This window comes from Bacillus sp. L75 (assembly GCF_003676355.1).
In the GTDB taxonomy this organism is placed as follows: Bacteria; Bacillota; Bacilli; order Bacillales; family Bacillaceae; genus Bacillus; species Bacillus velezensis.
In genome coordinates, this window is sequence record NZ_ML064909.1 from 1 (window position 1) to 26,046 (window position 26,046).

29 protein-coding genes, 7 tRNA genes and 2 pseudogenes are annotated in these 26,046 nt (G+C 44.3%); 5 read left to right on the top strand and 33 right to left on the bottom strand.

Annotated elements, in window-relative coordinates; translation table 11 throughout:
* Positions 1–236 precede the first annotated feature (236 nt).
* The 5 genes and pseudogenes from D5S11_RS14180 to D5S11_RS14200 all read right to left on the bottom strand — a co-directional run.
* A pseudogene (locus D5S11_RS14180) lies at positions 237–530 on the bottom strand (NAD(P)H-dependent oxidoreductase); the annotation flags it as partial.
* Between the two features lie 79 nt (positions 531–609).
* Complete coding sequence (locus tag D5S11_RS14185; protein WP_025284279.1) at positions 610–1,059, bottom strand: GNAT family N-acetyltransferase; 450 nt, start codon at positions 1,057–1,059, stop codon at positions 610–612.
* A gap of 49 nt (positions 1,060–1,108) precedes the next feature.
* Positions 1,109–1,738, bottom strand: coding sequence for an FMN-dependent NADH-azoreductase (locus tag D5S11_RS14190; RefSeq protein ID WP_025284278.1), 630 nt, complete (start codon positions 1,736–1,738; stop codon positions 1,109–1,111).
* A gap of 85 nt (positions 1,739–1,823) precedes the next feature.
* A complete protein-coding gene (locus D5S11_RS14195; protein ID WP_108725154.1) occupies positions 1,824–2,678 on the bottom strand; it encodes an NAD-dependent epimerase/dehydratase family protein in 855 nt (284 codons plus the stop codon).
* 8 nt (positions 2,679–2,686) lie between these two features.
* Complete coding sequence (locus D5S11_RS14200; protein ID WP_108725155.1) at positions 2,687–3,328, bottom strand: FMN-dependent NADH-azoreductase; 642 nt, start codon at positions 3,326–3,328, stop codon at positions 2,687–2,689.
* A 196-nt stretch (positions 3,329–3,524) separates the two neighbouring features.
* On the opposite strand from D5S11_RS14200, the gene D5S11_RS14205 reads away from it, so the two are divergent.
* Both D5S11_RS14205 and D5S11_RS14210 read left to right on the top strand, forming a co-directional pair.
* On the top strand, positions 3,525–4,028 hold the full coding sequence (locus D5S11_RS14205; RefSeq protein ID WP_004393007.1) for an RrF2 family transcriptional regulator: 504 nt from the start codon (positions 3,525–3,527) through the stop codon (positions 4,026–4,028).
* Positions 4,029–4,287: 259 nt separating this feature from the next.
* The gene (locus D5S11_RS14210) at positions 4,288–4,758 is read left to right on the top strand and encodes a MauE/DoxX family redox-associated membrane protein (protein ID WP_020955360.1); all 471 of its coding nucleotides are present in this window, start codon (positions 4,288–4,290) and stop codon (positions 4,756–4,758) included.
* Between the two features lie 71 nt (positions 4,759–4,829).
* Here D5S11_RS14210 and D5S11_RS14215 read toward each other — a convergent pair.
* Positions 4,830–4,988: pseudogene (locus D5S11_RS14215) on the bottom strand (cystatin-like fold lipoprotein); the annotation flags it as partial.
* Between the two features lie 671 nt (positions 4,989–5,659).
* On the opposite strand from D5S11_RS14215, the gene D5S11_RS14220 reads away from it, so the two are divergent.
* Entirely contained in the window at positions 5,660–6,109 is a 450-nt protein-coding gene (locus D5S11_RS14220; protein ID WP_007409585.1) for a hypothetical protein, read from the top strand.
* Between the two features lie 435 nt (positions 6,110–6,544).
* On the opposite strand, the gene D5S11_RS14225 is transcribed toward D5S11_RS14220, so the two are convergent.
* The 8 genes from D5S11_RS14225 to D5S11_RS14260 form a co-directional block, all read right to left on the bottom strand.
* Positions 6,545–6,628, bottom strand: a tRNA-Leu gene (locus D5S11_RS14225).
* Between the two features lie 68 nt (positions 6,629–6,696).
* Positions 6,697–6,778, bottom strand: a tRNA-Leu gene (locus tag D5S11_RS14230).
* Positions 6,779–6,786: 8 nt separating this feature from the next.
* Positions 6,787–6,862, bottom strand: a tRNA-Lys gene (locus D5S11_RS14235).
* Positions 6,863–6,895: 33 nt separating this feature from the next.
* Positions 6,896–6,970 (bottom strand) — tRNA-Gln (locus tag D5S11_RS14240).
* 11 nt (positions 6,971–6,981) lie between these two features.
* Positions 6,982–7,056, bottom strand: a tRNA-Glu gene (locus tag D5S11_RS14245).
* A 19-nt stretch (positions 7,057–7,075) separates the two neighbouring features.
* Positions 7,076–7,166 (bottom strand) — tRNA-Ser (locus tag D5S11_RS14250).
* A gap of 3 nt (positions 7,167–7,169) precedes the next feature.
* Positions 7,170–7,244: transfer RNA gene (locus D5S11_RS14255), tRNA-Asn, on the bottom strand.
* A 135-nt stretch (positions 7,245–7,379) separates the two neighbouring features.
* The gene (locus tag D5S11_RS14260; protein ID WP_043021437.1) at positions 7,380–7,829 is read right to left on the bottom strand and encodes a SprT family protein; all 450 of its coding nucleotides are present in this window, start codon (positions 7,827–7,829) and stop codon (positions 7,380–7,382) included.
* 99 nt (positions 7,830–7,928) lie between these two features.
* Between D5S11_RS14260 and cmpA the strand changes: the two genes are divergently transcribed.
* On the top strand, positions 7,929–8,042 hold the full coding sequence (gene cmpA, locus D5S11_RS14265) for a cortex morphogenetic protein CmpA (protein WP_003156164.1): 114 nt from the start codon (positions 7,929–7,931) through the stop codon (positions 8,040–8,042).
* Between the two features lie 9 nt (positions 8,043–8,051).
* On the opposite strand, the gene D5S11_RS14270 is transcribed toward cmpA, so the two are convergent.
* The 14 genes from D5S11_RS14270 to acpS all read right to left on the bottom strand — a co-directional run bounded on the left by D5S11_RS14270 (position 8,052) and on the right by acpS (position 18,827).
* Positions 8,052–10,211 (bottom strand): Tex family protein, encoded by a 2,160-nt coding sequence (locus D5S11_RS14270; protein WP_043021436.1) that lies wholly within the window; start codon positions 10,209–10,211, stop codon positions 8,052–8,054.
* A gap of 72 nt (positions 10,212–10,283) precedes the next feature.
* Positions 10,284–10,886 (bottom strand): phosphoserine phosphatase RsbX, encoded by a 603-nt coding sequence (gene rsbX, locus D5S11_RS14275; protein ID WP_007410234.1) that lies wholly within the window; start codon positions 10,884–10,886, stop codon positions 10,284–10,286.
* Positions 10,886–11,674, bottom strand: a complete 789-nt coding sequence (sigB, locus tag D5S11_RS14280; RefSeq protein ID WP_003156171.1) for an RNA polymerase sigma factor SigB — start codon at positions 11,672–11,674, stop codon at positions 10,886–10,888. Before sigB ends, rsbX begins: the two co-directional genes overlap by 1 nt.
* Positions 11,640–12,122 (bottom strand): anti-sigma B factor RsbW, encoded by a 483-nt coding sequence (gene rsbW / locus D5S11_RS14285; protein ID WP_003156173.1) that lies wholly within the window; start codon positions 12,120–12,122, stop codon positions 11,640–11,642. The genes sigB and rsbW overlap by 35 nt, the downstream gene beginning before the upstream one ends.
* Complete coding sequence (rsbV, locus tag D5S11_RS14290) at positions 12,119–12,448, bottom strand: anti-sigma factor antagonist RsbV (RefSeq protein WP_003156176.1); 330 nt, start codon at positions 12,446–12,448, stop codon at positions 12,119–12,121. Before rsbV ends, rsbW begins: the two co-directional genes overlap by 4 nt.
* A gap of 63 nt (positions 12,449–12,511) precedes the next feature.
* Positions 12,512–13,519, bottom strand: a complete 1,008-nt coding sequence (locus D5S11_RS14295; protein WP_007410233.1) for a PP2C family protein-serine/threonine phosphatase — start codon at positions 13,517–13,519, stop codon at positions 12,512–12,514.
* An 11-nt stretch (positions 13,520–13,530) separates the two neighbouring features.
* The gene (locus D5S11_RS14300) at positions 13,531–13,932 is read right to left on the bottom strand and encodes an anti-sigma regulatory factor (protein WP_003156178.1); all 402 of its coding nucleotides are present in this window, start codon (positions 13,930–13,932) and stop codon (positions 13,531–13,533) included.
* A gap of 2 nt (positions 13,933–13,934) precedes the next feature.
* The gene (rsbS, locus tag D5S11_RS14305; protein WP_003156180.1) at positions 13,935–14,300 is read right to left on the bottom strand and encodes an RsbT antagonist protein RsbS; all 366 of its coding nucleotides are present in this window, start codon (positions 14,298–14,300) and stop codon (positions 13,935–13,937) included.
* A gap of 4 nt (positions 14,301–14,304) precedes the next feature.
* Entirely contained in the window at positions 14,305–15,126 is an 822-nt protein-coding gene (locus D5S11_RS14310) for an STAS domain-containing protein (protein WP_043021435.1), read from the bottom strand.
* 120 nt (positions 15,127–15,246) lie between these two features.
* On the bottom strand, positions 15,247–15,597 hold the full coding sequence (ndoA, locus tag D5S11_RS14315) for a type II toxin-antitoxin system endoribonuclease NdoA (protein WP_003156187.1): 351 nt from the start codon (positions 15,595–15,597) through the stop codon (positions 15,247–15,249).
* 5 nt (positions 15,598–15,602) lie between these two features.
* A complete protein-coding gene (gene endB / locus D5S11_RS14320) occupies positions 15,603–15,884 on the bottom strand; it encodes a type II toxin-antitoxin system antitoxin EndoAI (protein ID WP_003156188.1) in 282 nt (93 codons plus the stop codon).
* A 119-nt stretch (positions 15,885–16,003) separates the two neighbouring features.
* Complete coding sequence (gene alr / locus D5S11_RS14325; RefSeq protein ID WP_043021434.1) at positions 16,004–17,173, bottom strand: alanine racemase; 1,170 nt, start codon at positions 17,171–17,173, stop codon at positions 16,004–16,006.
* A 116-nt stretch (positions 17,174–17,289) separates the two neighbouring features.
* Complete coding sequence (locus tag D5S11_RS14330) at positions 17,290–18,297, bottom strand: LolA family protein (RefSeq protein ID WP_043021433.1); 1,008 nt, start codon at positions 18,295–18,297, stop codon at positions 17,290–17,292.
* 164 nt (positions 18,298–18,461) lie between these two features.
* Positions 18,462–18,827, bottom strand: coding sequence for a holo-ACP synthase (acpS, locus tag D5S11_RS14335; RefSeq protein ID WP_007410229.1), 366 nt, complete (start codon positions 18,825–18,827; stop codon positions 18,462–18,464).
* Positions 18,828–18,919: 92 nt separating this feature from the next.
* Here acpS and D5S11_RS14340 point away from each other — a divergent pair, with 92 nt between their 5' ends.
* Complete coding sequence (locus D5S11_RS14340; RefSeq protein ID WP_020953896.1) at positions 18,920–19,519, top strand: rhomboid family intramembrane serine protease; 600 nt, start codon at positions 18,920–18,922, stop codon at positions 19,517–19,519.
* Here the strand turns inward: D5S11_RS14340 and D5S11_RS14345 are convergent.
* The 5 genes from D5S11_RS14345 to D5S11_RS14365 form a co-directional block, all read right to left on the bottom strand.
* Complete coding sequence (locus D5S11_RS14345) at positions 19,516–20,982, bottom strand: PH domain-containing protein (protein ID WP_032866891.1); 1,467 nt, start codon at positions 20,980–20,982, stop codon at positions 19,516–19,518. The genes D5S11_RS14340 and D5S11_RS14345 overlap by 4 nt on opposite strands.
* Entirely contained in the window at positions 20,972–21,451 is a 480-nt protein-coding gene (locus D5S11_RS14350) for a PH domain-containing protein (RefSeq protein WP_007410226.1), read from the bottom strand. Before D5S11_RS14350 ends, D5S11_RS14345 begins: the two co-directional genes overlap by 11 nt.
* 116 nt (positions 21,452–21,567) lie before the next feature.
* Positions 21,568–23,052, bottom strand: a complete 1,485-nt coding sequence (gene cshA / locus D5S11_RS14355; protein WP_020955353.1) for a degradosome RNA helicase CshA — start codon at positions 23,050–23,052, stop codon at positions 21,568–21,570.
* Between the two features lie 329 nt (positions 23,053–23,381).
* Complete coding sequence (locus D5S11_RS14360; protein ID WP_007410223.1) at positions 23,382–24,752, bottom strand: UDP-N-acetylmuramoyl-tripeptide--D-alanyl-D-alanine ligase; 1,371 nt, start codon at positions 24,750–24,752, stop codon at positions 23,382–23,384.
* A gap of 76 nt (positions 24,753–24,828) precedes the next feature.
* Complete coding sequence (locus tag D5S11_RS14365; RefSeq protein ID WP_043021431.1) at positions 24,829–25,914, bottom strand: D-alanine--D-alanine ligase; 1,086 nt, start codon at positions 25,912–25,914, stop codon at positions 24,829–24,831.
* Between the last annotated feature and the right edge of the window lie 132 nt (positions 25,915–26,046).

Here is a 26,046-nt window from a genome sequence, read left to right on the forward strand (position 1 = left end):
TCACCCGCTGGGCCCTCAACCTAGTAAAAACCTATCATGAGTTACAAAAAACTTTTATTCAAAGCATCTGTTTATTTTATTTATACTTATTTTCATCATTTTTCATGAATTCTGAGCACAAACTGGGCACCTATTAGAGACCAAGGAAATCTGCATTTCATCAAGAAATATGCACTCATCGCCCTGCTGTAATTAGTTTCACATCATTTATTTCAGCTTCCCTCGCGAATACCGGATCAATGCTCAGCTTTAAGATAGTCAACCAATTTCTCCGCACTGTTCTTAACATCTTCTTTTGAAAGGTGAAGTGTCCCATATTGTGTAAAGGCAGGAAGAAAACGCATTCCTATATAGTTAGCAGTGACTTGAAACGGTCTGATAAGCTCGCTGATCGTGATATTATATTCTCCGCCTGCTTGATAATCAGATTCCTGTGCGCCTAAGGAGATCGCTAAGAGCAGTTCTTTTCCATGCAATTTAGTACCTCCAGTTCCATAAGCCCAGCCATGTGTTAACACATCATCTTCCCACCATTAATTTAAATCTCGTAATTTCATTTTTTTCAGATTCCCATTGATACATATTCTTGCAATGTTTTAATGTCGTTTACTAAAATTGAATTGAGTAAGGGACCCATCTTTCAGGAGTTCCACCCATCTTTTCGTAAAAACGCTGAGCTCGTTTATTATCATGAGCAGTTAGCCAAAACATATCAGCATAGTCATTGTCTTTAGAAAATTTTTCACATGCTTTGAAGAGGCCATTCGCAGCATCTGTCCCCCTCGCATCTTCCAAAACGTATAAATCATTTAGTACACTTGTTGTTTGTGCAAATAGTGTATTGTAAGTGAAATATAATGTAGCAAAACCAACTAGCTTATCATTTTGTTCTGCAACAAATTGGATACCTTCTTTTTGATTAAGAAGTGTATAAAAAAGTTGGTGAACTTTTTCAATTGAAGGTTTCGGTCTCTGATAAAAATCAACGATATATTCATACATTATCTCAGTTAATTGGTCAATATCCTTAGCTTCAGCTTTTCTAATATTCGTAGCCATTACAAATCCTCTCCCCTTTTAATATGTTTTTATATTTATTTGATTTGTATTAAAAAGTTGTTGCTAACTTTCTCGCATCTGATATACCTTTGTGAATAATTTCTTTCGCTTCGTCTCGATTGAATTCATGTCCTTCAACATATAATACTGCTACATCCTGTATACCAATGATATTAAGTACATGTTTTAAATACGGGTGGCTATAATCCATTTTCGCAAAAGGTTCATGCGAGTAAACCCCACCACTCACCTGAATGTGAATAGCTTTTTTTCCTTTTAGATGACCAACCGGTCCATTCTCAGTGTAGTGAAATGTTTTCCCTACTACAACAAAGGAATCGATGAAAGCTTTCAATTTTGGAGGAATCCCCCAGTTCCACATAGGAGATACAAATACAAATTTATCAGCACTTGCTACCCTGTCAGTGAAATTATTGAGTGCGTTAATTTTATGCTTCTCTACTTGCCTTAACTCTGAACCCTCATCCCGCAATTTGTCCCAGCCATTAAGGATATCTTCATCGATTATTGGGAATTCATCTTCATATAAATTAATTGTCCTAATTTCATCCCCTATATGAGATTCACGATAAGATTCCAGAAACGCACGTCCTACCCTATGACCAACTGAATTTTCAACTGATTTTGGATTAGCGGTAATATATAAAATTTTCGACATATTAAGTCTCTCTCCTTTGTGAAGAAATTCCATATTAATGAAAAATCCAAGGCTTTAATTATGAAGTTACACTCGCTCTGAATTATTAAGTGACTAATAATTTAAAACCAATACGCCAAGATGGATAAGTGGGCTTCCAACCATATTCTCTTTTCGCTTTTCCATTTGAGGCCCCACGTTTTCCTCGTTCACTTCCATCTATAAATATTGGTTTTGGTGCTCCGATCTCGCTCGCAAATAGCGTGAGACATTCTTTTCCCGTGGTTGGTTCATCATCCACAATATTAACCGGTCCATTCGGCCAGTTTAATGCTTCAACTGAGGCTTGTGCTGCATCTTCCACATGTAAAAATGATGTGATGCTATCATCGGCTTTAATTTCTCCTTTTAATACCTGCCGACCAATCATTCCGTTTTTTTCATACCATGTACCTGATCCGTAAAGCAGCCCATGCCGCAGGATGACATACTCGGGTAATTCAGCAACTGCGGATTCTAATGATGCCACTCCAATTACATTTATTTTCCTTGAATTCGGCGCGTTGAGATCTAAAGGGACATCTTCATTGGCAGGTATTAATCCGGGTTCATAGGCCATAGAAAGGCTTTGAGCAATTATCCTCTTCACTCCAACTTTATGACACGCATCAACAATATTTCTCGTACCTATAATTCTGATTCTCGCGTTTTCTTCAAGATTGTAACTTGTTAAAGAGGTAAGCTGATGGACAACAACCTCAGGTTGAATTTTCCTAAAAACATTAAGAACAGCATCTCGATCCATTGCATCTGCTTTTACAGGAGTTACCCCTATTCTTTTGAGGAACGTGTTCGACCGATTACCTCGGGTCAATGCAAATACTTGATGGCCGTTTTGTATTAATTTAGGAAGAAGGGACCGACCAATTACTCCAGTCCCCCCGGCAACAATGATCTTCATGCTATTTCTTATTTACCTGCTAATCTTGAAGCAGCTTCTTCAACTTCTTTATTTGCTTTTTGTAAAACATCCTCCGGACATAGTAAAGCTGTTCCTTGCACTCGGATAATTTGATAATCCTCAATACCGAGGAAATTGAACATTGATTTCAAATATTTATTAGAGTATTCAACTTCTTCATACCAGTCATCATTTGTATAAATTGATCCGCTAGCTTGTATGACAAGCATTCTTCGTCCATCTTTAAGCAGACCCACTGACCCAGTGTCAGTATATTTAAATGTTTCGCGTGCGATCATGATATTGTCCATATAGTCTTTTAATTTTGATGGAATATTGAAATTATGCAAAGGCAAAACGATGACATACGTTTTTGCACTTTTGAATTGTTTCAATACTTCTGTCATGCGTTCTGTTACTTTTTGTTCATCGCTTGTCAGTTCTTCGCCCTTTCCAGCCTTATCCCATGCGCTTAAAACTGTTTTATCAACCATAGGCACTTCATCACTATACAAGTTAATCTGCTCAAGCTCTTCACTCTCTGGAATTAATTCTTTGTAAATTTCCAAAAAGTGTTTCATTACCCGTAAACTATATGACAACGTATCATCCACTTTTGGATGTGCATTAATGATAAGTGTTTTGCTCATTTAAAACTCTCCTTTTATTTTATATTAAAGATTAATTTAATCGACGATCAACTCGGTCTTTAATATAAACCCTGCAGTTTATTTTGTCAAACGGAACAAATCATATACTAAAGAAGGGTTTTATGATTGACTATCACCAAAAATACTCCTAAGATACAATATGATAACCCTTAAAATCAAAAGCAGGTGAGTTTATATGCAGTACAGTGTTGGGGTTGAATATGCTTTACATTGTCTGGTTTATTTAATAGATGTTCCCTCCAAGGAAAGTGTCGGGATTCGGGACCTTGCAGAGTTCCAAGGACTTTCAGAAACATTTCTTTCAAAAGTTTTCGGTAAATTATCTAAAGCTGGTATTGTAAATTCTGTCCCTGGTGTAAAGGGAGGATATAGGTTAGCAAAATCCCCAGAAGATATTTCCTTTTGGGATGTAATAGAGGCTGTTGAAGGACCAAAACCCATTTTTCAATGTAAAAATATTGTAAGCAATGGTCTGCTTTATCGTGACAAATGCAACTCCTGTGAATCCAGCAATTCTTCTTGTACAATTAACTTGGTAATGCTTGAAGCAGAAGAACAGATGCGTAATTATCTTCGTAATAAAACGCTCGCATGGTTAAATAAAGAATTGGACGTAGTATTGCCTAAAAAAACAAGGACAGATACTCGGGAATACTTCATAAAAAAAAGCTCTGACTAAATTAATTAGTCAGAGCTTTTTTGTGCTTCAAGATGCCTTTAAATTACAAGTCATATTATGTTTTTTCGTTTTCCTTCTCGGCGTTTGAATTTGTAAAAACAATGCCGTACGTATTGGTGCTTCTCTTGCATAAGAAAGCGCAAATGTTATACTCATATTAAAGACTATATTAATCGCCGATTTATACGGTCTCTTATAAAAAAGAATAACAATCTTCTTTTTTACAGATTAATTTCAAAAAAGGAAGGAGAAATGTAAAATGAAAGCATTAATGACTCTGTATCTTAGGCTCGCTTTAGGAATTAGCTTTTTATCTTCTGTAGCCGATCGATTCGGACTATGGGGGACACCTGGCAAGCCTAATGTCGTATGGGGAAACATTGAAAATTACACGGATTATGTCGCTGCCTTAACTCCTTTTATACCAAATGCTCTTGTACCAATAGCAGGATGGATAGCAACTATGTTTGAAACCATCTTAGGAATACTTTTGATCATTGGTTTCAAAACAAGAATAACTGCTGTATTGAGTGGTGCTATGTTGATTATTTTCGCTCTAGGTTTAACAGTAGGAACAGGTTTTAAGACTTCTCTTGACTATTCTGTATTCTCTGCATCTGCAGGTGCATTCATATTAATTTATTTTAAAAGAGTACCCTATAGTATAGATGCTTTACTCATGAAAAAAACTGTAGAGGCTGAATCATTTTCACTTGAGTCAGACAAATAGCCCTCAAACCTCTAAAAGATAGGGAAAGAAATATCGAAGCATAAAAAAGGAGCAGACATAAAGTCTACTCCTTAATTTTCGGTTTCCTTCCCTTTAACTTCTTCATAATCAGGTGTTTTCTTATACAGACCAAGTCGGTCGCCATCACCCGGCATATGTGCCATTTCTTCATAAGAATCCCCAAGCTTCTCATAATAAGAATAAGCAGTCAGCTTACGAGAACTTTCCTCAAAAAAATACCAAGGGCGTCTGCAACCCTTGGTATCATTGATGCGGCCGAGAGGACTTGTACCTCCACGGGTTACTCACCCGCTGGGCCCTCAACCTAGTGAAAACGTATCATGTATTACATAAACCTTATAAATAAAGCATTCTTTATCTACATTTCCACTTGTTTTCTTCTTTTTTTCGGGCAAAAATTAGGCATTACTTTTTTTAAAAAAATCACTGAAAATATTAGCTTTAAATTTGTAATTCCAGCTAAGATCTAAGAAACCACTAACAAAGGAAGTAAGGTGGTCTCGCCCAATAGGTGCGATAGTTTTTTCTTTTGGTAGTATCTTGACTTGTCCGATTTTGAGTAAAAAAGAGTACGTATTAATCTTGAATAGAACAAAAAACACTACCCTTTTCGTTACTTTAGAGAAAGGATAGTGTTTTTTGGTTTTGCGGGTATCGGAAAATCTTTAGTAGCAGTACCTCAATAAAAGATCGCAAATTCCACTTACCTAGCTATATCAAGGCTTACTTGTCTGATTTGGGATGTATGGGGTACAAAAGTTGAGTTACAAACATTATTATCCAAAAGAATGTTTACTGTAATTATTTTACATGGTATTATTTGTATCATGCATACGAAATATGTATGTATAATAAATGAAATTAAAAGGAGTGCTTGATCGTGAATCTTAAGTCCATTTTCAAAGGAGTAACATCGACTCTGATAGCTGGTGTAATTGTTGGAACTTGTACTATACCTGCTTTTGCGGAGTCGACTACAAGTGTATCGTCGAAAAATTATGCAGTTACAAGTGGAGTATTCAAAGCTCTAGATAGGGAAATTTCAGAGGGTTCTGTTGATCAATCAAGCTGGAGTCGGGAGTTCGAATTAGATGAGAATGACGGAGCACAAGTAAACTTCTGGATTTCAAATAACGGAAGTAATGACATAAAAATATCAATTGATGGAAAAGTCTCAAGAACCATCGCACCAGGCAAGCAAGGCAACATTTCTGCCGAGGTTAAAAATGGTTGGTTTGGTTGGACATACAATTACACATTTACAGCTTCACCAACGGCTCAAGGTGGTAGTGTTAAGATGAAATATAAAATTGCTCAAAGAAATAATTAACGAATTACGGAAAGGTAATCACTTATTACCTTTCCGTAATTTCATCATTTTTTTAGTTTTTTAATAGATTCCTTAAATAAAAGGTTTTTGTATTAAATCCTATATGATGCAAATCAAACCGATTAGTAATTACTTTTCTCCAATTTTCTTCTCCTGCTTTTCCTGCTCTTTTCCCCTCAACCTTACGAGTATTATCATGTCCTATATTTAAGGGTTATACAGCGCTCGTTATCATTATTTACACCTTTTTTGATGTTTTTTCATATTTTCTGGACAGTAAATGGGAGTAAAGAGACCTTGACCACTCACCAAGATAAGTAAAATAAAAAACGAAGGGCATCAAACTAGATGACTTACTATAAGTAAGTGGGCAGTAACAGATAAATTTCTATAAACAAAAAATACCAAGGGTGTCAAAACCCTTGGTATCATTGATGCGGCCGAGAGGACTTGAACCTCCACGGGTTATTCACCCACTAGGCCCTCAACCTAGCGCGTCTGCCATTCCGCCACGACCGCGTGCTATGAAGCTGTCTTTCCACTAAGCATATAAGCTAGTGATGATGATCAGCACTTTGAAAAGAAAGTGCGGGTGAAGGGACTCGAACCCCCACGTCGTAAGACACTAGATCCTAAGTCTAGCGCGTCTGCCAATTCCGCCACACCCGCGTGACAAGTGGTGAGCCATGAAGGACTCGAACCTTCGACCCTCTGATTAAAAGTCAGATGCTCTACCAACTGAGCTAATGGCTCGCTCTAAAAGTGATTCAAAAATTTTAAATAAAATGGCTGGGCTAGCTGGATTCGAACCAACGCATGACGGAGTCAAAGTCCGTTGCCTTACCGCTTGGCTATAGCCCAACGAAGGTAAATGGTGACCCGTACGGGATTCGAACCCGTGTTACCGCCGTGAAAGGGCGGTGTCTTAACCGCTTGACCAACGGGCCGTCTGGTTGAGAACTTATCTGGCGGAGAAGGAGGGATTTGAACCCTCGCGCCGCTTACGCGACCTACACCCTTAGCAGGGGCGCCTCTTCAGCCACTTGAGTACTTCTCCATATGGCTCCACAGGCAGGATTCGAACCTGCGACCGATCGGTTAACAGCCGATAGCTCTACCACTGAGCTACTGTGGAATAATCAGACTTTCTTTATTATAAATGATGCGACATATTGTGTCAAGAAGCAACATTTATTTTTTTAAGAAAGTGTCGTTGTCTCTCAACGACTTTTATAATTTAACATAGAACATTAAAATGAGTCAAGCCTTTTTAAAAAATTCTTTTGATTTTTCCTCTGCACTTTCCGCAGGCATATCTTTCCGGATTCATTGCCCGCTTCTTTATATACTGTTGGCCGCAGGCCGCGCATCTATACATATATGTTTTCTTTTGTGTCTTTTTGGTTTGCAGCGGCGTGCAGAATCTCGGCGCTCCGACTTTCTGAAGCAGGTCTCTGAAATCTTTGTCTCTGTGCTTGTACCCTTTTCCTTCAAGGTGAAGATGGTAATGACACAGCTCGTGTTTAATGATTCCTTCCAGCTCGCTCTGCCCGTGTTCGAGAAGATATTTTCGGTTTAATTCGATGTTATGGGAAGACAGCATGTACCGGCCGCCTGTCGTTTTCAGCCGGTCATTGAAAAAGGCCCGGTGACGGAACGGTTTTCCGAAATCCTGTGCAGAGATGTCTTCCGTCAGCCTTTGAAGTTGTTCGTTATCCATAAGTGCACCCCGCTTTAAAAACATTGAACGGGACAATTCACCGTTCGCATACAATGAGTTAAAACCGACCTCTAACTAAAAGCTGAGGAGGAATGAGCCATGCCGAATTGGCTGATGAAACAAATGCAAAAAGCGTTTTTAGAAAAGGACAATTACCAAATTAAACTGCTGAATCAGTGCTGGTATTTCTACAGAAAAAAACACTGCTCGTAAGCAGTGCTTTTATTTTACCATAGACAGCGACACTCTGCCTTTTTGCACGTCCACCCCTTCGACCCATACGGTGACGATGTCTCCGACCGATACGACGTCGAGAGGATGTTTGACGAATTGATTGCTCAGTTTTGAAATGTGCACAAGCCCGTCCTGCTTGACGCCGATATCGACGAAAGCGCCGAAGTCTACAACGTTGCGGACGGTGCCCTGCAATTCCATTCCTTCCTTTAAATCCTCAAGCTGCAGAACGTCTTTTTTCAGCAAAGGCTTCGGCACTTCGTCACGGGGATCGCGCTCCGGCCTTGTCAGCTGCCCGCAAATATCCGCAAGCGTAATTTCCCCTATACCGAGCTCTTCAGCCGTTTCAGACAGCGGCAGTGCGCTGATTTTCTCTTTTACGTCCGCGCTTCCGATCTGATCCGCAGTGAGCTGCAGTTTTTTGAGCAGCGCCTTTGTCTCTTTATAGCTTTCCGGGTGTATCCCGGTGCGGTCGAGCGGTTCCTGTCCTCCGGGCACTCTCAAAAAGCCGATGCATTGTTCATATGTTTTTGCGCCGAGACGCGGGATTTCTTTCAGTTCTTTGCGATTTGTAAATTTGCCTAGTTCATCTCTTTTTTTGACGATATTGCCGGCAACGGTTTTGGATAACCCAGCTACATATTGAAGCAGCGCGGCTGATGCTGTATTGACATTCACCCCGACTTGGTTGACGACGGTCTCTACGACAAAACGGAGAGATTCGTTTAATTGCTTTTGGCTGACATCGTGCTGGTATTGCCCGACGCCGACGGATTTAGGATCAATTTTTACAAGCTCGGCCAGCGGGTCCTGCAACCTCCGCGCGATGGAGACGGCGCTGCGCTCTTCGACCTGAAAATCCGGAAATTCTTCACGGGCGATTTCTGACGCGGAATACACGCTTGCTCCGGCCTCATTGACGATGACATAATAAATGTCACGCTCTGTTTCTTTCAGCACATCAACGACGAATTGCTCTGTCTCCCGTGATGCCGTGCCGTTTCCGATCGCCACAACCTCGACTTCGTACCGATCCAGCAATTCTTTGATTTTTTTCCGGGCTTCCGCTGTCTTTTTTACGGGAGCGTGCGGGTAAATGACGTCGATTTTCAGCACTTTTCCCGTCTCATCAACAACTGCCAGTTTGCACCCCGTACGGAAGGCCGGATCGACGCCGAGCACAACTTTCCCCTTCATCGGCGGCTGCAGCAGGAGCTTACGCAGGTTTTCAGCGAAAATATGAATCGCCTGCGCGTCTGCTTTTTCTGACAGCTCTTTGCGGATGTCGCGCTCAATAGCCGGCTGGATCAGACGTTTGTAACTGTCCTCAATGGCCTCTTTCAGCGATTCTTTCACAGGCGTTTCACGGTGTTTGATAATTTGCTTTTCTAAATAAGCTTTTATCTGATCGGCGGGCGGTTCGATCGCAATCTTTAAAATGCCTTCTTTTTCACCGCGATTCATCGCAAGCACTCTGTGAGGAACGACCTTTTGGATCGGCTCTTCGTACTCGTAGTACATTTCATAGACGTTTTTCTCGTCATCTGCGGCTGACTTGCCTGCCGCGGAAGTGAGAATTCCTTTTTTATACGTTTCCTGGCGAATCCACTTTCTGAAATGAGGATCATCCGAGATTTGCTCGGCTATGATGTGCTTCGCGCCTTCAATGGCTTCCTCTCTTGAAGCGACTTCTTTTTCTGCACTGATATATTGATCAGCGATGTCGTGAAGGCGGTTTTCTTTCGGGAGAGAAAGAATATAGTCCGCAAGCGGTTCAAGACCTTTGCTTTTGGCGACGGTGGCTTTTGTTTTCCGTTTTTGTTTGAAGGGACGGTATAAATCCTCGACTTCCTGAAGCTTAACCGCTTGTTCGATTTTTTGCTTCAGCCCTTCCGTCAGCTTGTCCTGCTCAGAGATCAATCTGATGACTTCTTCTTTCCGCTGCGTCAGGTTTTGTATGTATTGCCACCGCTCGGAGATTGCCTGAATCTGCACCTCGTCCATTGAGCCGGTCTGCTCTTTTCGGTACCGCGCAATAAACGGGACGGTATTGCCGTCTTCCAGCAGGCGGATGACACTTTCGACATGTTTTTGGGATAACGCTGTTTCTTCAGCAATTTGTTTTTTCAAAAGGGCTAACGTTTCCATATCACAAAAGCCTCCATCTCTTCATTCTTTCTCTAGTGTATCAAAAAACGGCGGAACATAAAAAAAGCAGCCTTACGATAAAAGCTGCCCTAGAATATAGGTCAAATCATCACGTCTGGATGTTGTGTACGGATGAAGTGATTTTGATATATCTTCTATTGAGTGTCCCTGCTTTAAGCAGGTGCGGATATGCGGAACCTCAAGCCCATCCGTGTAGATGATGAACCTCGCCCCTTTTTCGTATGATGACGTATACGTTTTGTATCTTTGCGGTTTGCCTGAGAGGTAACCCGAAATCGGCAGCGGATGAAAGACTTCGCCTGATGGGGAGTGCAGGAAGAAACGGACATTGCCGATCGAGCAGTATGTCAATTCCCTTTTGATGAAATTGATTTTTAAGATGGAGGCAGTCGCCCCTCTTTTGTTTTTCATCGCTTGATTGCAGCGCTCAATGATGCTTTCCACATCCTCATCCGCATACGTTTCCACGATGTCTTTAATGGCTGACGAGGATTCGTTGGCAAGAGATCCGCTGCCGAGACCGTCCGCTACCGCGCAAACTAATTCTTCTTCATTCGCCTTCATAAAAAAGCTGTCGCCGCATATGGACTTGCCTTCTTTATTTAATTGGTATACAAGAGTTTGAACATGTTCATTTTCTTCAACCTGAATCATTACATTAGCTCCATGGAGGGATCTCCAATCAAGGCCTCTCTCAGTTTTTTCACCGCTTTCCGCTGCAGGCGCGAGACGTGCATTTGAGATATTCCGAGAATGTCCCCTGTTTCTTTTTGGCTTTTATTTTGCACAAATGTTAGATCGATAATCTGTTTTTCGCGGTCGGACAGCACATGAAGCACGCTTTTGATCATCATTTGCTGGTTGACGCGTTCGTATCCTTCCTCCTGCGAACCGACGATATCTAAAATCGTGACGGTGCTTCCGTCCGCATCCGCTTCGATGCTGTGATCGACAGACAGCGCCTGATAGCTTTTTCCCATCTCCATCGTTTCAAGCACTTCCTCTTCTGACACATCGAGAAAGGCTGCGATTTCTTCGACTTTCGGCGACCGCTGCGTCTCTGTCGTCAGCTGATCCACCGCCATTTTAATGCGCGGCCCGAGTTCTTTAATCCGTCTCGGGACGTGTACGCTCCATGTTTTATCTCTGAGGAAGCGTTTGATCTCGCCGATGATGGTCGGAATCGCAAATGCTTCAAAGGATTTGCCGACCTCGGGATCATACCGTTTAATGGCTCCGAGAAGTCCGATCATCCCGACCTGGCGGAGGTCTTCATGAAAGCTTTTTCCTTTTGAATATTTCTTTGCCAGCATTTCGACGAGATTGGTATACACCTCGACGAGTGTTTCCTGGGCTTCTTTATTATCATGTGTTTGAAAGTCGCGTATGAGCCGATCAACTTCATCTTTAGTTAGTTTCGTAGTTTTTGATGGTTGTGCCATGATCAACTCGCTCCCCATTTAAATACTTTGTCATCGCCACGGTTACGCCAGAGTTGCTTTGAACTTTGACTTCATCCATGAGCGTTTCCATTAAATACAGACCGAGCCCTCCTTCTGACAATTGATCGACTGTGTGCGAAGGTGTGTACGGCCCGAGATCCTGCTGCTTCTGATCAAAATCAAAGCTGTCTCCCTGATCGGCGACAATGACCTCCAGCCGATCCTCAAACACACCGAACCGCACGGATACTTCTCCCTTATTTTCATCTTTGTATGCATGCTGGACAGCGTTTGTACAAGCTTCGCTGACAGCGATTTTTAAATCTTCAATGTCATCATAGGTATAGCCCATTCTGCTTGCGACCCCTGATAACGTAAGCCTGACGATTCCTACATATTCCGGTTCGGCCGGAATTTTCATCTCTATATAATCAACTGATGTACTCATTGCACGCCACCTTCTGACTTTGCCGAAATGTCGATGATGTCCTTAAGCCCCGTAATTTCAAACAGACGGACGAGCCGGTCGGAAAGATTCTCAAGCTTCAGAGAGCCGCCTTCCTTGCTCACCGTTTTAAACACGCCTACAAAAACGCCTAAACCCGTACTGTCCATATAATTTACATCTTTTAAGCAGATTCTCATGTCTTTCCCCTCGTTTGCCAGGGGCATCAGCTTTTCACGAACCACCGGAGCTGAGTATACATCGATTTCTCCAGCGATATTGATTTGTATATCTGAAAGATTCTCCTTCATATCTACCGTTAAATTCATCGTATCACCTCTGAAAGTTATCCTTACTCGTGCTAATGGCTTTTTACCCGTGCTGCTGTTTTTTTAAACCTTTCTTTTCAAAACAATTAACGTAAAATCGTCATGAAGCTGAAAGTCCTGGAGTCTCAGCAGGCTGTCGTAAATATTTTTGACCATATCCTGCGCGGAGCAGTCCATATGTTCTTCCAGCATGCGCTGAATGTCGCTGCGTTCTAAGAAACCGTTTTCGGTACGGCATTCGGTGACGCCGTCAGAAAAAAGAACGATCATGTCTCCTTCGTCCATGTGCTGTTCATATTGGCTGTAATCAAAATCCTGAGAAATTCCCAGCACCAATCCTTTTGCCTCCAGATCATAAAACTTTTTTTCTTTTTCAGAGTAGTAGAAGCCCGGTTCATGCCCCGCAGAGGCATATGTAAATTGGTGATTTTTCGTATTGTAGTTTGCGTAAAACATGGTGATAAACATGCTTGAGTCCACGTTCTGTTCTACAACGCGGTTAAGATTTTTCAGCACTTGGGAGGGGTGAATGCCGATCTCCGGAAGAGAGTCCATGGCATACTTGATCATCGACATGCACAATGCGGCGGGTATTCCTTTTCCGATGACATCGGCTATCGCGATGTTAATCGATTCCTTGTCTTTGACAAAGTGATAATAATCCCCGCTCATCTGTTTGGCGGGGACGCTGATCGCCCCGATATCCAGATCTTCTTCTTCAGGAATTTTTGTGCCAAGCAGCGTCTGCTGAACATTTGCGGCAATTTCAATTTCTGAACGAAGCTCCTGCTGGATATCTCTCAGACTTTGATGTTCCTGATAAGCCATCCCGTAGCCAATCATGACTTCTATTAAAAAATCCAGCGAATGAAAAACATCTTCCGGCAGATCCGGATACAGTTCCTTTACTACTTTTCGGTGGATACTGATAATCTCCTCCGGAGGAACCTGATGTTCAATCGTTTTTCGGCTGAATTTTTGGGCTTGATATAAAGATGTTTCTGTTAATTCGGCTATATATCGGCTAAGCAGCTGATGATACCGCTGCTCTATAACCTCCCTGAAATCCACGTTCTAACCTCCTACCGAAGCCATTTCACGGCTTGAATCTCTGTTCCTTCCTCTGCAACAGATTGCAGGCTGAATTCGTCCATCAGCCTTTTGACGCCCGGAAGTCCCGCTCCCAGTCCGCCTGACGTTGAAAAGCCGTCTTCCATCACTTTACGGATGTCGGGGATTCCGGGTCCTTTGTCTTCTGCTATAATTTTAAGGCCTTTTTTCCCTCTGTCGTTTACTTGTTCTATGCTGACCTGGCCTTTGCCTGCATATAAGTAAATGTTTCTGGCCAATTCTGAGATAGCCGTCGTGATTCTGGCCTGGTCCACCGTGCCGAAGCCTAATTCCTTCGCAACGTTGCGGCCAAGCTGTCTGGCGGCTACGATATCCCATTCTGTCATGATTTTCACACAGGATTGGTCGTTCATCGCTATTCCCCCAATTCCCGCTTCAATGTCTCAAGCCCTTGCTCTAAATCGAGCGCCGTTTCAATTTCCTCAAGTGAGATTCCGAGTTCAATCAATGTGACCGCCACAGCAGGCTGAATTCCCGTCAATACGACCTTTGCGCCCATCAATTTAGACATGGTGATGACATCGCCGAGCACTTTCGCGATAAATGAATCGATCATGTCAACGGATGTCAGGTCAATGACGACCCCGTTTGCGCCGGTTTCATAGATTTTGTTCAGCAGATCTTCTTGAAAATGCAAAGCTGTCTGGTCGTCAAGTTCCCATTGGATGGATACCAATAAGCAGTTATACAGTTTCAGGATCGGGATTTTTGGATGTCTCACAATGTTATTCCCCCAATGAAACGATTTTTCGATTTGTCATTTCAAGCGCTGTTTGAATTCCTTTTTGAAGGGTATTCTTCGTAATAACCTGCGACAAATCAATTCCCAGATTAACGATCGTCTGCGCGATTTCCGGACGGATTCCGACGAGCAGGCATTTCGCGCCGACAAGCCGCACCGCTTCTGATGCCTGAATAATATGGTGCGCCACCATCGTATCAACGACCGGCACGCCCGTGATATCAATTAATACAACCTGTGAACGGTGCTTCACGACGCCGTTTAACAGATTTTCCATAATGTGCTTTGCACGCTCCGTATCAATCGTCCCGACAAGCGGCATGACCGTTACATGCTCAAATACCGGGATCAGCGGAGCCGACAATTCCTGAAGCGCGATTTTTTGCAAAGTAACCGTCTTTTCCCAGGAGATAGAATACTGATTTAAAATTTCCGTATTGATCGGATTGAAAAAGCTGTCTATTTCCAAAATCAAATCTGCTCTGTTCTGATCGGCCATATTAAGGTCGACCATCGTTTCGTAAAGCAGTTTCCAAAACTCTGACAGGGTGGCTGAAAGAAGTTTCAGTGACAGGCCGAGCTGAACGGCGCGCAGTGCGAGTTCACTGATCTGCTCTTCCGTAGCCTCGTCATTCTTAGTCGATAATAAAAGAATGTCTATATAGTCTTTACAAATATTTTCACATATGTGATTCGTAAGCTGATAGTCTTCCTGATTGCCTACTTCTTTTAGTTTGGCTGTCCAAGTATCAAGCAGTTCATCATGCTGATCAATGATGAACTGATACACTTTCTGATTCGACATGGGTTTCACTGACCTCCCGACACAAAACAACAAATTTTGTTTGATTATTATCTCTTTATTATAGCGCTTATGTTTTTCGAAAACAAAAAAAGTTGCTCTATATGAGCAACCAAAATATGACTAAAAATCAATGAGTGCCAAACTGATTTGCAGGGCTTCATCAACCTTATCCATCATTTCATCATCCAGATGAGTTATTTTATCCGTTAATCTTTGCTTGTCAATCGTCCGAATTTGCTCCAGCAAAATAACGGAATCTCTTTCAAAACCGTAGCGTTTTGCATCAATTTCGACGTGGGTTGGTAATTTCGCTTTCTGTATTTGGGCTGTTATGGCTGCAACAATAGCAGTCGGGCTAAAGCGATTTCCGATATCATTCTGGATCACTAAAACCGGGCGTACGCCGCCTTGCTCTGAGCCAACAACAGGAGATAAATCAGCAAAATAAACATCGCCGCGCTTTACAATCAAAATGATTATCCTCCGCTGACTAAGCGCTCAACGGTCGTTTCTGCTTCGCACTCAGCATAGTGAGCCTCAGAAGAGATATTCAAGTTGATTTTCGCCATTTCCATATACCCGCGTCTCATCAAATCACGGTTATGGCGAGTTGTCCGTTCGCTGACATACGCTCTCACTGCTTGTGATATCAGTTCGTTTCTGCTTCGTTTCTCCCGCATCGCTACACCATCCAATTCAGCTACTAAGTTTTCAGGCAAGCTGATTTTCATTTCGGTTCTTGCGCTGGATTCAGACAAAAAACATACACCTCCACCAAACTTACGGATACGACCAATACATCCATCCAGACATAATGATACCATTATTCAAACGTCAAGCAAAGCTGTTTTATAAATTCTCTTTTTCCGGATGACGGCTACTTGTTTGTATTATCTTGCAGTAAAGGATTTCTTACTTCCATTATACTCTCATTTTCCAAAAACATACGGGGAACGCGGGAACTAATGGTACAAGGGACCTCGTAATTAATCGTCTCAAGCCGCCCTGCGATTTCATCCATCGTGATCGTTTCTCCCTTCTGGCTGCCGATCAGGGTGACTTTGGTGCCCGGCGGATAAGATTGATCTAATTCGACCATCAATTGATCCATGCAGATTCTTCCCGCGATGTTCATCCGTTTGCCGCCGATCAGCACAGACGTGCCGCTCAGCTTGCGGAGCCACCCGTCCGCATAGCCGATGGGAACCGTTCCGATCCATTGATCCTTCTCTGCCGTATATGTTGCGCCGTAGCTGACGCTTTCCCCTTTGCGGATCTTTTTCACATGGGATAAAACAGAGTGCAGCGCAAAAGCCGGCTTTAATTGAAACGGAATTTCGCTTTGGATGTCAGCAGAAGGACGAAGCCCGTACATACTGATGCCGAAACGAACCGCGTTAAAGAAGCCTTTTTTAAGACGAAGTCCGGCAGCGCTGTTCGCGCAGTGCACCATCAATTCTTTTAAAGGGAGCGGAGCGATCAATGTTTTAAAGCGGTCAAACTGGAAGAGGAAATAATCTCTGTTTTTCTCATCCGCGGTAGCAAAGTGGGTGAATACGCCTTTACAGACTAAACCGGGATTTTGGCTGAGGATTTTTAACACGCTTTGGATTTCTTCCTCCGTTTTGACTCCGAGTCTGTTCATGCCGGTGTCGACTTTCAGATGAAACGGCAATGTTGCACTTCCGAGGTGGCGCGCAGCTTCCTGAAGCCATTCAACAGAATATCCCGTGAGTGTTACGTCATACTCGGCAGCTGCTTGTACATATTCGGGCGGCACGGCGCCAAGCACGAGAATCGGCGCTGTAATGCCCCGTTTTCTCAATGAAATCGCTTCATCCAGTATGGCTACGGCAAGACAAGAGGCACCCGCTTCAAGCGCGGCTTTCCCGGCTTCCAAATCTCCGTGGCCGTAAGCGTTCGCCTTTACAACCGCCATGAGATGGACGTTTTGCCCGATGTGTTTTTTCATATGCGTGACATTTTCTTTAATCGCGGACAGGTTGATTTCCGCCCACGTTTCTCTGTAAAAGGATGCTGTGTTCATTCGATACACTTCCTAGCATTATTTTCAATTCATATTGTTATTATCATACTAAAATTATTCTGCAAAGTGAAATGGAATCAAAAAAGAGACCGACAGCGGCGGCCTCTTTTTTGACATTATTTTGACGACTGTCCCTGCATGCTTTTGGCGGCGGCCACCATTTCATCTTTTGTCAGATCCTGTGATGACAGAAGATAATCCACTCCGTCATATGTCCACGTTAAAGACGTATCAGATAATGCGGCCACCGTGAAGCCGAGATTAACCGGTTCGCCTTTCAGCGTGACGGCAGAGGCGGCTTTTGCGATATGGGCTTTTTCTTGAATAAGGGTGAAGGATTTTTCTCCGCCGTAAGTCATGACGATCCGTTTGCCGTCCGCCGTTGAAATATCTTTCTCTTCAAGCTTTTTGACGCCGGCCGGCACTTGAAGCGGTGTTTTGACCGCAAATGAATCAGACGGCTTGGCGCTTGTGGCGACGTCCATCTGGGAAAGCGTCATATTTTTCTTCTCGTCAAAAGAGTCTTTATCAAACGGCTTGTTGAATTCAAAGCTTTTGAATTCGACTTTTACCATCACTTTCCGGTCTGTATCCATGACTTTGACGAGCGACGGGCTCATGTCCTTTTTGTTGAAAGTGATTTCCTGAATCGGCAGCATTTTGTTGTGCTGATAGTTTGTTTTTGTTTCAAATGTGTACTTTTTATCTTTGGCGGAATAGACGGCGTCTTTGTCATGCTGCACGTCTTTTACAAGTGACTCAAACAAATATACTTGGCTGCTGTTATTCGGCCAGTCGCTTTGGAATCTGAAGCTCTTATTTAACGACGGCGTGAGGACAAAGACTCCGTTGGCGTTCCGTAAAATGACTTGGTTTTGGTCTTTTTTCGGATTTTCCAAATAGACCCGGTACAGGGAAGGCTTTTTATGCCAGATTTCCACATTGTATACTTGCGGATCACTCCCCGTTTCGATGGTCATTTTGGCTTTCGCTTTGTACGAGGTGTATTCTTTCGCCTTCTTATCTAAACCGTTCACGATATCTTCCTGTGATTTTTGGCCGCAGGCCGAAAGAATAAGGACGGCAAGCAGTCCCGTTAAAAGCAAAACAAAGCTTTTTCTCACCTTTTTTCAACCCCTTCTTCTCAATTGATGTAAAGGGAAGAAATCGCTTGTTTGACTTTAACGGTACGCCCTGAACGGACGGACGCGTACCATAAAAGCCTCAAACAACTTGTCTCCCTTAATGCACTATCAAATATATGAAGGGGTTCCGGCTAATATGCAGACTAGCGTGACAACCTTTCAATCACGACCTGTGCCGCGGCGTATTCTTTTGTATGGGTAATGGAGACGTGAACCGCCGCGCCGTCAAGCTTGGCGCAGGCCAGCACAGGCTTTCCCGCTTTGTCGTTTCCGGTTTCAATATCCTGAAAGCTGAGCTCTTTGCCGATACCTGTGCCGTATGCTTTCGAAAAGGCTTCTTTTGCCGCAAATCTTCCCGCGAGAAATTCAATTTTCCTTTTGTCCGACAGCAATGTAAAACGGGCGTATTCAGCCTCCGTCAATATTCTTTGCGGAAATCTTGCCTGCCGGCTGAGCATGTTTTCAATTCTGTGCAGTTCAACGATGTCGATTCCGATTCCGAAAATCATGTGAATTCCTCCTAAAAGTCCGTACTAAAAAACGGTTTATGTCATAAACGTGTTACTATATATGTAACAAATCAGATGCAAAGGGGCTTGCGATGTTTATACGAACGGAAAATTTCCAGACTTTTATCAGACGTTATCCGGCCGTCAGCTGTATCTTGGCGCTGCAGGCGTTCTTGTGGCTGTTTTTCAGTATGCCGCTTCATTCCGTCATGATGTGGTCAGATGCTGTGACCGGCTATAATTACGGCGTTTCCTCGGGAGAATGGTGGCGGCTGGTGACACCGATGTTTTTACACGCGAATTTCACTCACCTTTTGTTTAACTCCATGTCTCTCTTTTTATTCGCGCCCCCGCTTGAGCAGATGCTCGGAAAAGTCCGTTTTCTGGTTGTGTACATCGCATCGGGCATCATCGGCAATATCGGCACGTATCTTGCCGAACCGCTTGATTATGTGCATGTCGGCGCATCCGGCGCGATCTTCGGACTTTTCGGCGTGTATGTGTTTTTGACTGTTTTCCGCAAGGAGCTGATCGGCCGGGATCAGTCGAAAATGATTATGACCCTGCTTATCATCGCGGTGCTGTCGACGTTTATCAACTCTAATATTAACATTATGGCGCATTTGTTCGGACTGGCAGGCGGATTTTTGCTTTCCTTTTTATGCGTGCAGCAAAAAAAGCGGCGGTATTAACCGTCCGCTTTTTCATATGAATACCAGCGCCCGATGCGTTCGGCATCTTCCTCGCTGACATCCTTCAGCATGACATGCTCCATGTGGTGAGCTGATTTCACTGCGGTAGCCACAGATGCGAGCCGCCTTCTTTTTTGCAGAAAGGAGCGGCTGACTTCAAACATCTGCATTCTTCTTCTCAGCATAATCGTGGTCGTCTTCCCGACCAGCCTCGTGGTGATCTGAAGCCTGCCGCCGTTTATGCACCATGACGCTGTCCTAAACGAGGCATATCCAAGCACCAGTTCGACGGGAAGCACAAGGAGCGATGCATATCCCCACGGTTTAAACAGAATACAAAGCGGGATGATCACGAAAACCGAGAAGATTATGGATCGGAATAAATACCGGCGCAGCGCCCTTTTCGGCAAATGATTTCGGTTTTCTTCCAGCACGTAATCCGGTGTGAAACCGTTCAGCATCACTCCGAGCTTTGATTTGCGGATGATCGGAAACAGAATCGTCTGAGCTCCTTCTTTCTCATTCCCCGCACTGCCGGCGCTGACAATCGCCACCGTCGCGTATCCGAATAATTGCCTGATCACATTTTCTTTCATTTTAATGGCTTGGATTTTACGGAGCGGGATTGTCACTTGATGTTTTTCAATAATTCCTCTCGTAATGACCAATTCGTGTTCCTTTTTTTCTATCTTAAAGTTGGCATGCTTGATCATCATACCGGCGATGCTTAACAGCCAGGCGATGAACAATCCTATGAAAATGATCACGGCGTATATACCGATGCTCGCATGCTTGAGAAAAGAAAACCTGTCATAGAGCCAGTCCATCGGAAGTACTTCATCAATCTGAGAAAAGAGGGCGAATACCGCTGAGATGATGACACCGATTCCCCCGGATGTTGAGGCGGCCATAAGCAGCTCACCTACAGACAGTCGGTAAACGGATTGCACATCTTCCCCGCGCATCGGCTCCTGCTCCGCTGCGGTCTCCCCTCGTTCTTTTTGCTCCGCTTTTTGCTGAAAAACAGCCGCTCTGATCCGTTCCGCCTCTTCCACAGTAATGGCGGATAAGACGGCCTCGGCGTTTTTCCCGTCGCCGGCCGTTTCGATTTGAAGCTTAACAAGCTTAAAAAGTTGCTGAATGATGCCGGCACTCGTATTCATTGATTGAATCCGGTCAATGGAGATGTATCTCTTTTTCGTAAAAAACAAGCCTTCTTCAATTCTGAATTCTCCGTCCTCAATCCGGTATGTAAATTTTCTCCACTCGATCACACTAGCCGTAATCAGCCAGATAAGCAGGACGGCGAGCGCAATGCCTCCGTAAAAGCGGATGAAGTGGTTGGAGTTTACAATATAGACGAGAAAAAATGGCAGAATAATGTTTTTAATGGTTTCGATAATAATATGGAATAAGTTCAAAATCACGGCCGCCGGGTGCAGACGTTTCGGCTCAGACATCATCTTCCGTCACCCTTGCCAGACGGGAAATGGAATCCCTCAGCCGGTCAGCTTCCTCCATATCAAGCGCCGGAATGGAATGAACGGTTGCCGCCGTGGAGATTTTGACTGAGGCCAGACGGTACCTTCTGAGGAGCGGGCCTTGTGAAGTATCTACGTGCTGCACCCTCACCATCGGCACAATGACCCGTTTGACAATAAAAATGCCGGATTGAATATCAATTTCATTTTCATGGACTTCATAGCGCCAGATCCTGTGCCTGATTTTCGGTATGGCATAGACGGATATCACTGAACCGAATATCCAAATGATGCCGAGGACTCCGGTGATCCAATACGGCCAATGGAAGAAATGGCTTAAAACAGCTGCTGCTATAACGGCCAGAAGACAGAAGGCGGACAGGATGATTTCCTGAAGACGCCAGACTTTTAAGCCGCTTGGACTGATTCGATTTTTTGGCTGTGCTCTCAACATACCTACCTCCCATTTTTTATCATACATACAAATACGGCTGATTTGCAAAAAAGATTCACTTTCCGGCATATCAAAAAAAAGCGGACCCCGTACAAGGGTCCGCTTCCTGTGTTTTAGTATGATTTTTTCTGGCGTCTGTCACCTGAAGAACGGCGGTCGCTTGAGCGTTTTTTATCGTAGGAAGAACGGTTGTTGGTTTTCCCTTTGCCGCCGCGGTAGCCGCCGCCTTGGCCGTCTCTGCGCTTAGAAGTACGCTGGTTTTTATAGCGTTTGCTGACCATCGGCGCTTCATCAGTGAGGCGTACAGGCGTGCTGTCCGGCTCTTTTGTCGCCATTTTAATGGCTGCAGCCACAACTGTCACTGCATCATGATCTTCTAACAATTCCGCAGCTGCCGTCATGTAGAAGTTCAGGTTGTTTTCGCTGATCGCCGTGCGCAGACGGTCAACCGTCACCTGCTGCTGTCCTTCTAATGCTTCGTCAAGCGTCGGCTCTTTCATACGGTCCATTTTGCGTTTTGTCGTTTGTTCAATCGCGCGAAGCATGCTTTTCTCACGCGGTGTGATAAACGTCATCGCCATACCCGTTTTTCCTGCACGCCCCGTTCTTCCGATACGGTGAACGTAGCTTTCAGGATCTTGAGGCACGTCAAAGTTGTAAACGTGGGTAACGCCTGAGATATCAAGTCCGCGGGCGGCAACGTCAGTCGCTACAAGCACTTCGATCGCACCTTCTTTAAATTTACGAAGCGCAACCATACGTTTCGCCTGCGTTAAGTCGCCGTGAATTCCTTCAGCCGCATATCCGCGAAGGTTCAGGGCTTCAGCAAGCTCATCGACACGGCGTTTCGTACGTCCGAATACGATCGCAAGTTCCGGAGACTGAATGTCAAGAAGACGAGTCAGCGTATCGAATTTTTTGCGTTCCTGCACTTCCAAGTAGAACTGCTGAATGTTTGATACAGTCATTTCTTTCGCTTTTACTTTTACGTGTTCCGGCTCAGTCATGAAACGCTCTGCGATCCGTTTGATCGGCGCAGGCATTGTTGCTGAGAATAAGAGCGTTTGGTGCTCGCTCGGCACGTTTGAGAGAATGGATTCAATATCATCAATGAATCCCATGTTCAGCATTTCATCAGCCTCATCCATAACAACCGTATTCACGTTGTTTAAACGGATCGTGCGGCGGTTGATATGGTCAAGAAGACGCCCCGGCGTACCTACGATGATATGCGGGTTTTTCTTTAATGCGCGGATCTGACGTCCGATATCCTGTCCACCATAAATAGGCAGTACTTTCGCACGCTTATCTTGTCCGATTTTATATAACTCTTCAGATACTTGAATGGCTAATTCACGGGTTGGCGCGATTACGATTGCTTGAATATTAGGAGACTCGGGGTTCATTTTTTCAACAAGGGGTATACCAAACGCAGCTGTTTTACCTGTACCTGTTTGCGCTTGTCCAATGACGTCTTTATTTGAAAGTCCGAGCGGAATCGTTTGTGCCTGAATCGGCGTTGCTTCTTCAAATCCCATACGATTAATTGCCTTCATGAGATCAGAACTTAATTGAAAATCTTGAAACGTTATAGTCAAATTATTCAAACTCCTTCTAATTGCTGTTTCAGTAATGTCGTGATTTACCACTAAAAACTGTCCTTTCATTCAAAAGACAGGATCGTACGTATACAAAGCCCGAATTACTTTACGTTTAATCTTACCATTACAGTATGTGTTTTTCAATAAGGCGAGATGGTCAGGCGGCCGGAAGCGGCCTGACCGGATTCTTCCCGCGAATGATGCCGGCCCCCGCACCGTGCGGGTTTTCCCAGCCGGCGGGATTTCTTTTTCATACGGACAGAATTATTTCACCCTGAATTAGTTTCTTCATTTTTGATAATTTTATAATGCTGATCGGTATTTTTTCAGTTCTTCTCTAATAAATCTTTAACGATTTCTTCGAGCTTCATACCTCTTGATGCTTTAAACAGCAGGAGATCGCCGGAAGCGGCACTTTTCTGTATCGCGTGAAGCAGTTCTTTTTTGTCAAGATAATGGCTGACGCGCCCTTCTTCAAAATGCCGGCGCGCTCCGTCAGCGATGAATGCGCCGAGTGTGCCGTAAGTAAATACATGATCGATTTCCGCCGGATTGATCGCGGCCCCGCATTCTTCGTGGAATGCTTTTTCATTATCCCCGAGTTCAAGCATATCACCGAGCACGAGCATTTTCTTCCGATAGCCTTTCATCGTTTCGATTAATTCGACCGCCGCTTTCATTGACGTCGGGCTCGCATTATACGCGTCGTTTACGATTGAGATGCCGTTTTCCGTTTTGACCAGTTCCAATCTCATACCCGTCACCTTCAGGCGGCTCAGTCCCAGAGCGGCATTTTCCGGCGTAATGCCGAAATAGATGCCGGCGGCGTATGCGGCCATGGCATTCATCACATTATGTCTGCCGAGAACGGGAATAAAGAAAGAACGGTCGATTCCGTCGATATTGAAGTACGTGCCTTCTTCCGCCTGTTTTATTTCTTTCAGGCGGAGATCATTGTCCGCGCCTGCGCCGTATGTCGTTGTCCGGCAAGTGTACGTCTTTTCGCGAAGCAGCGGCTCATCCCCGAAATAAAACAGAACGCCGTCTTCCCGAAGTCCGTTTATAATTTCAAGTTTCGCCTCCGCAATTCCTTCTCTTGAGCCTAAATCCTGCATGTGGGATTCGCCGATATTGGTAATGACGGCAGCTTCCGGTTCAGCAAGACGGCTCAGAAAATCAATTTCGCCCCTCGCGCTCATTCCCATTTCTAAAACGGCGATTTCTGTATCTTCAGGCATGGCAAGCACAGTCAGCGGCAGGCCGATATGATTGTTGAAATTGCCGGCGGTTTTGTGAACGCGGTACTGCGTGCCGAGAACGGCGTGAAGCATGTCTTTCGTTGTCGTTTTTCCGTTGCTCCCGGTCACCCCGATAACCCGTGTGCCGAGCTCTTCCAAATAAGCTTTTGCCAATGTCTGCAGCGCCTCCAGCGTGTCATCGACCAAGATGACAGCACGCTCCTCCGGCGGATTCGATTCGGAGCGTTCCCACAACACCGCGGAAACGCCTTTTTCGAATGCTTGCGGCACAAAGGTGTGGCCGTTAAAATGCTCGCCTTTTAAAGGAATGAACAGCTGATTTTTTTCCAAAGTCCGCGTATCCGTTGCGGCGCCCTCAATCATTGTTTGTTCAAATACGGGATTTGTCAGTGTGCCTTTGACCATGTCTGCGATTCGTTTTACAGTTCGCTTTATCAAAGGTGGCACCTCGCTTTCTGAAAATGTTGTCTGTTACGGGAAAAGACACTGCCCCTTCAGGCAGTGTCCGTCTTCATTAAAATGTATGTTTAATCAGCTGTTTTTCGGCATGGCGTTCTTTTGCCAGCTCAACCAGCTGTTCGATCAGATCACTGTACTCTACGCCTGCTTCTTTCCAAAGCAGCGGGAACATGCTGAATGGCGTAAAGCCCGGCATTGTGTTCACTTCGTTAATGAGCACTTGACCGTCATTGGTCAGGAAGAAATCGGCGCGGACAAGGCCTGATCCGTCAATCGCTTTGAAGGCTTTAATCGCCATCTCGCTGATTTCCGCATATTGTTCATCCGTCACTTGCGCGGGAATCATTAAATCCGTGTCGCCGTCTTCATATTTCGCTTTGTAATCGTAAAAGTCGGTTTTCGGCGCGATTTCACCGACGGCGGAGCATTTCGGTTCGTCATTTCCGAGTACGCCGATTTCGATTTCTCTGCCGGCGATTCCTTCTTCCACCACAATTTTCCGGTCATACTCAAAAGCCAGTTCGAAGGCTTTTTCAAGCTCTTCACGGTTTCGGCATTTGCTGATTCCGACGCTTGATCCGAGGTTCGCCGGTTTGACGAAGCACGGATATCCCAGCTCCTCTTCAACCTGCTGTAAGCAGCTGTCCGGCGTCTGTTTCCAGTCCTTTTTTAAGAAAGCGGCGTACTTCGCCTGCGGAAGCCCCGCTTGAGCGAACAAATGCTTCATGATGACTTTATCCATGCCGGCTGATGATGCAAGCACCCCGTTGCCGACATAAGGAACGTTCAGCAATTCCAGCAGACCCTGAATGGTGCCGTCTTCACCGTTCGGTCCGTGCAGAAGCGGAAATACGACATCGATCGGCGCCTTTTCGTCAGGCGACGCTTCAGGAAACATTTCCCGGTTCAATGCTGATAGAGCGAAACTTTCACCGTTTTGTTCCAGCTGAAGCATTTTCACGTTGGAAACCGGCTCAGTCAGCAGCGGGCCTCTTTGCCATTCTCCTTTTTCAGTGATGTAAATCGGATGTATATCAAACTTCTCAGTATTAAGCGCTTTTGTTACAGCTAATGCTGTCTGCAGCGATACATTGTGTTCGGCTGACTTTCCGCCGTACACCAATCCTAGACTTGTTTTCAATGGATATTCCCCCCACAACAATTCATCTTTACTATCTTATCACTTTCCTCAGAAAATGATCTAATTATTTTTGGGCATTCTGAATATGAAAGCATTTGTATGTAATTCCTTTTTATTTTATATTAAAATGGC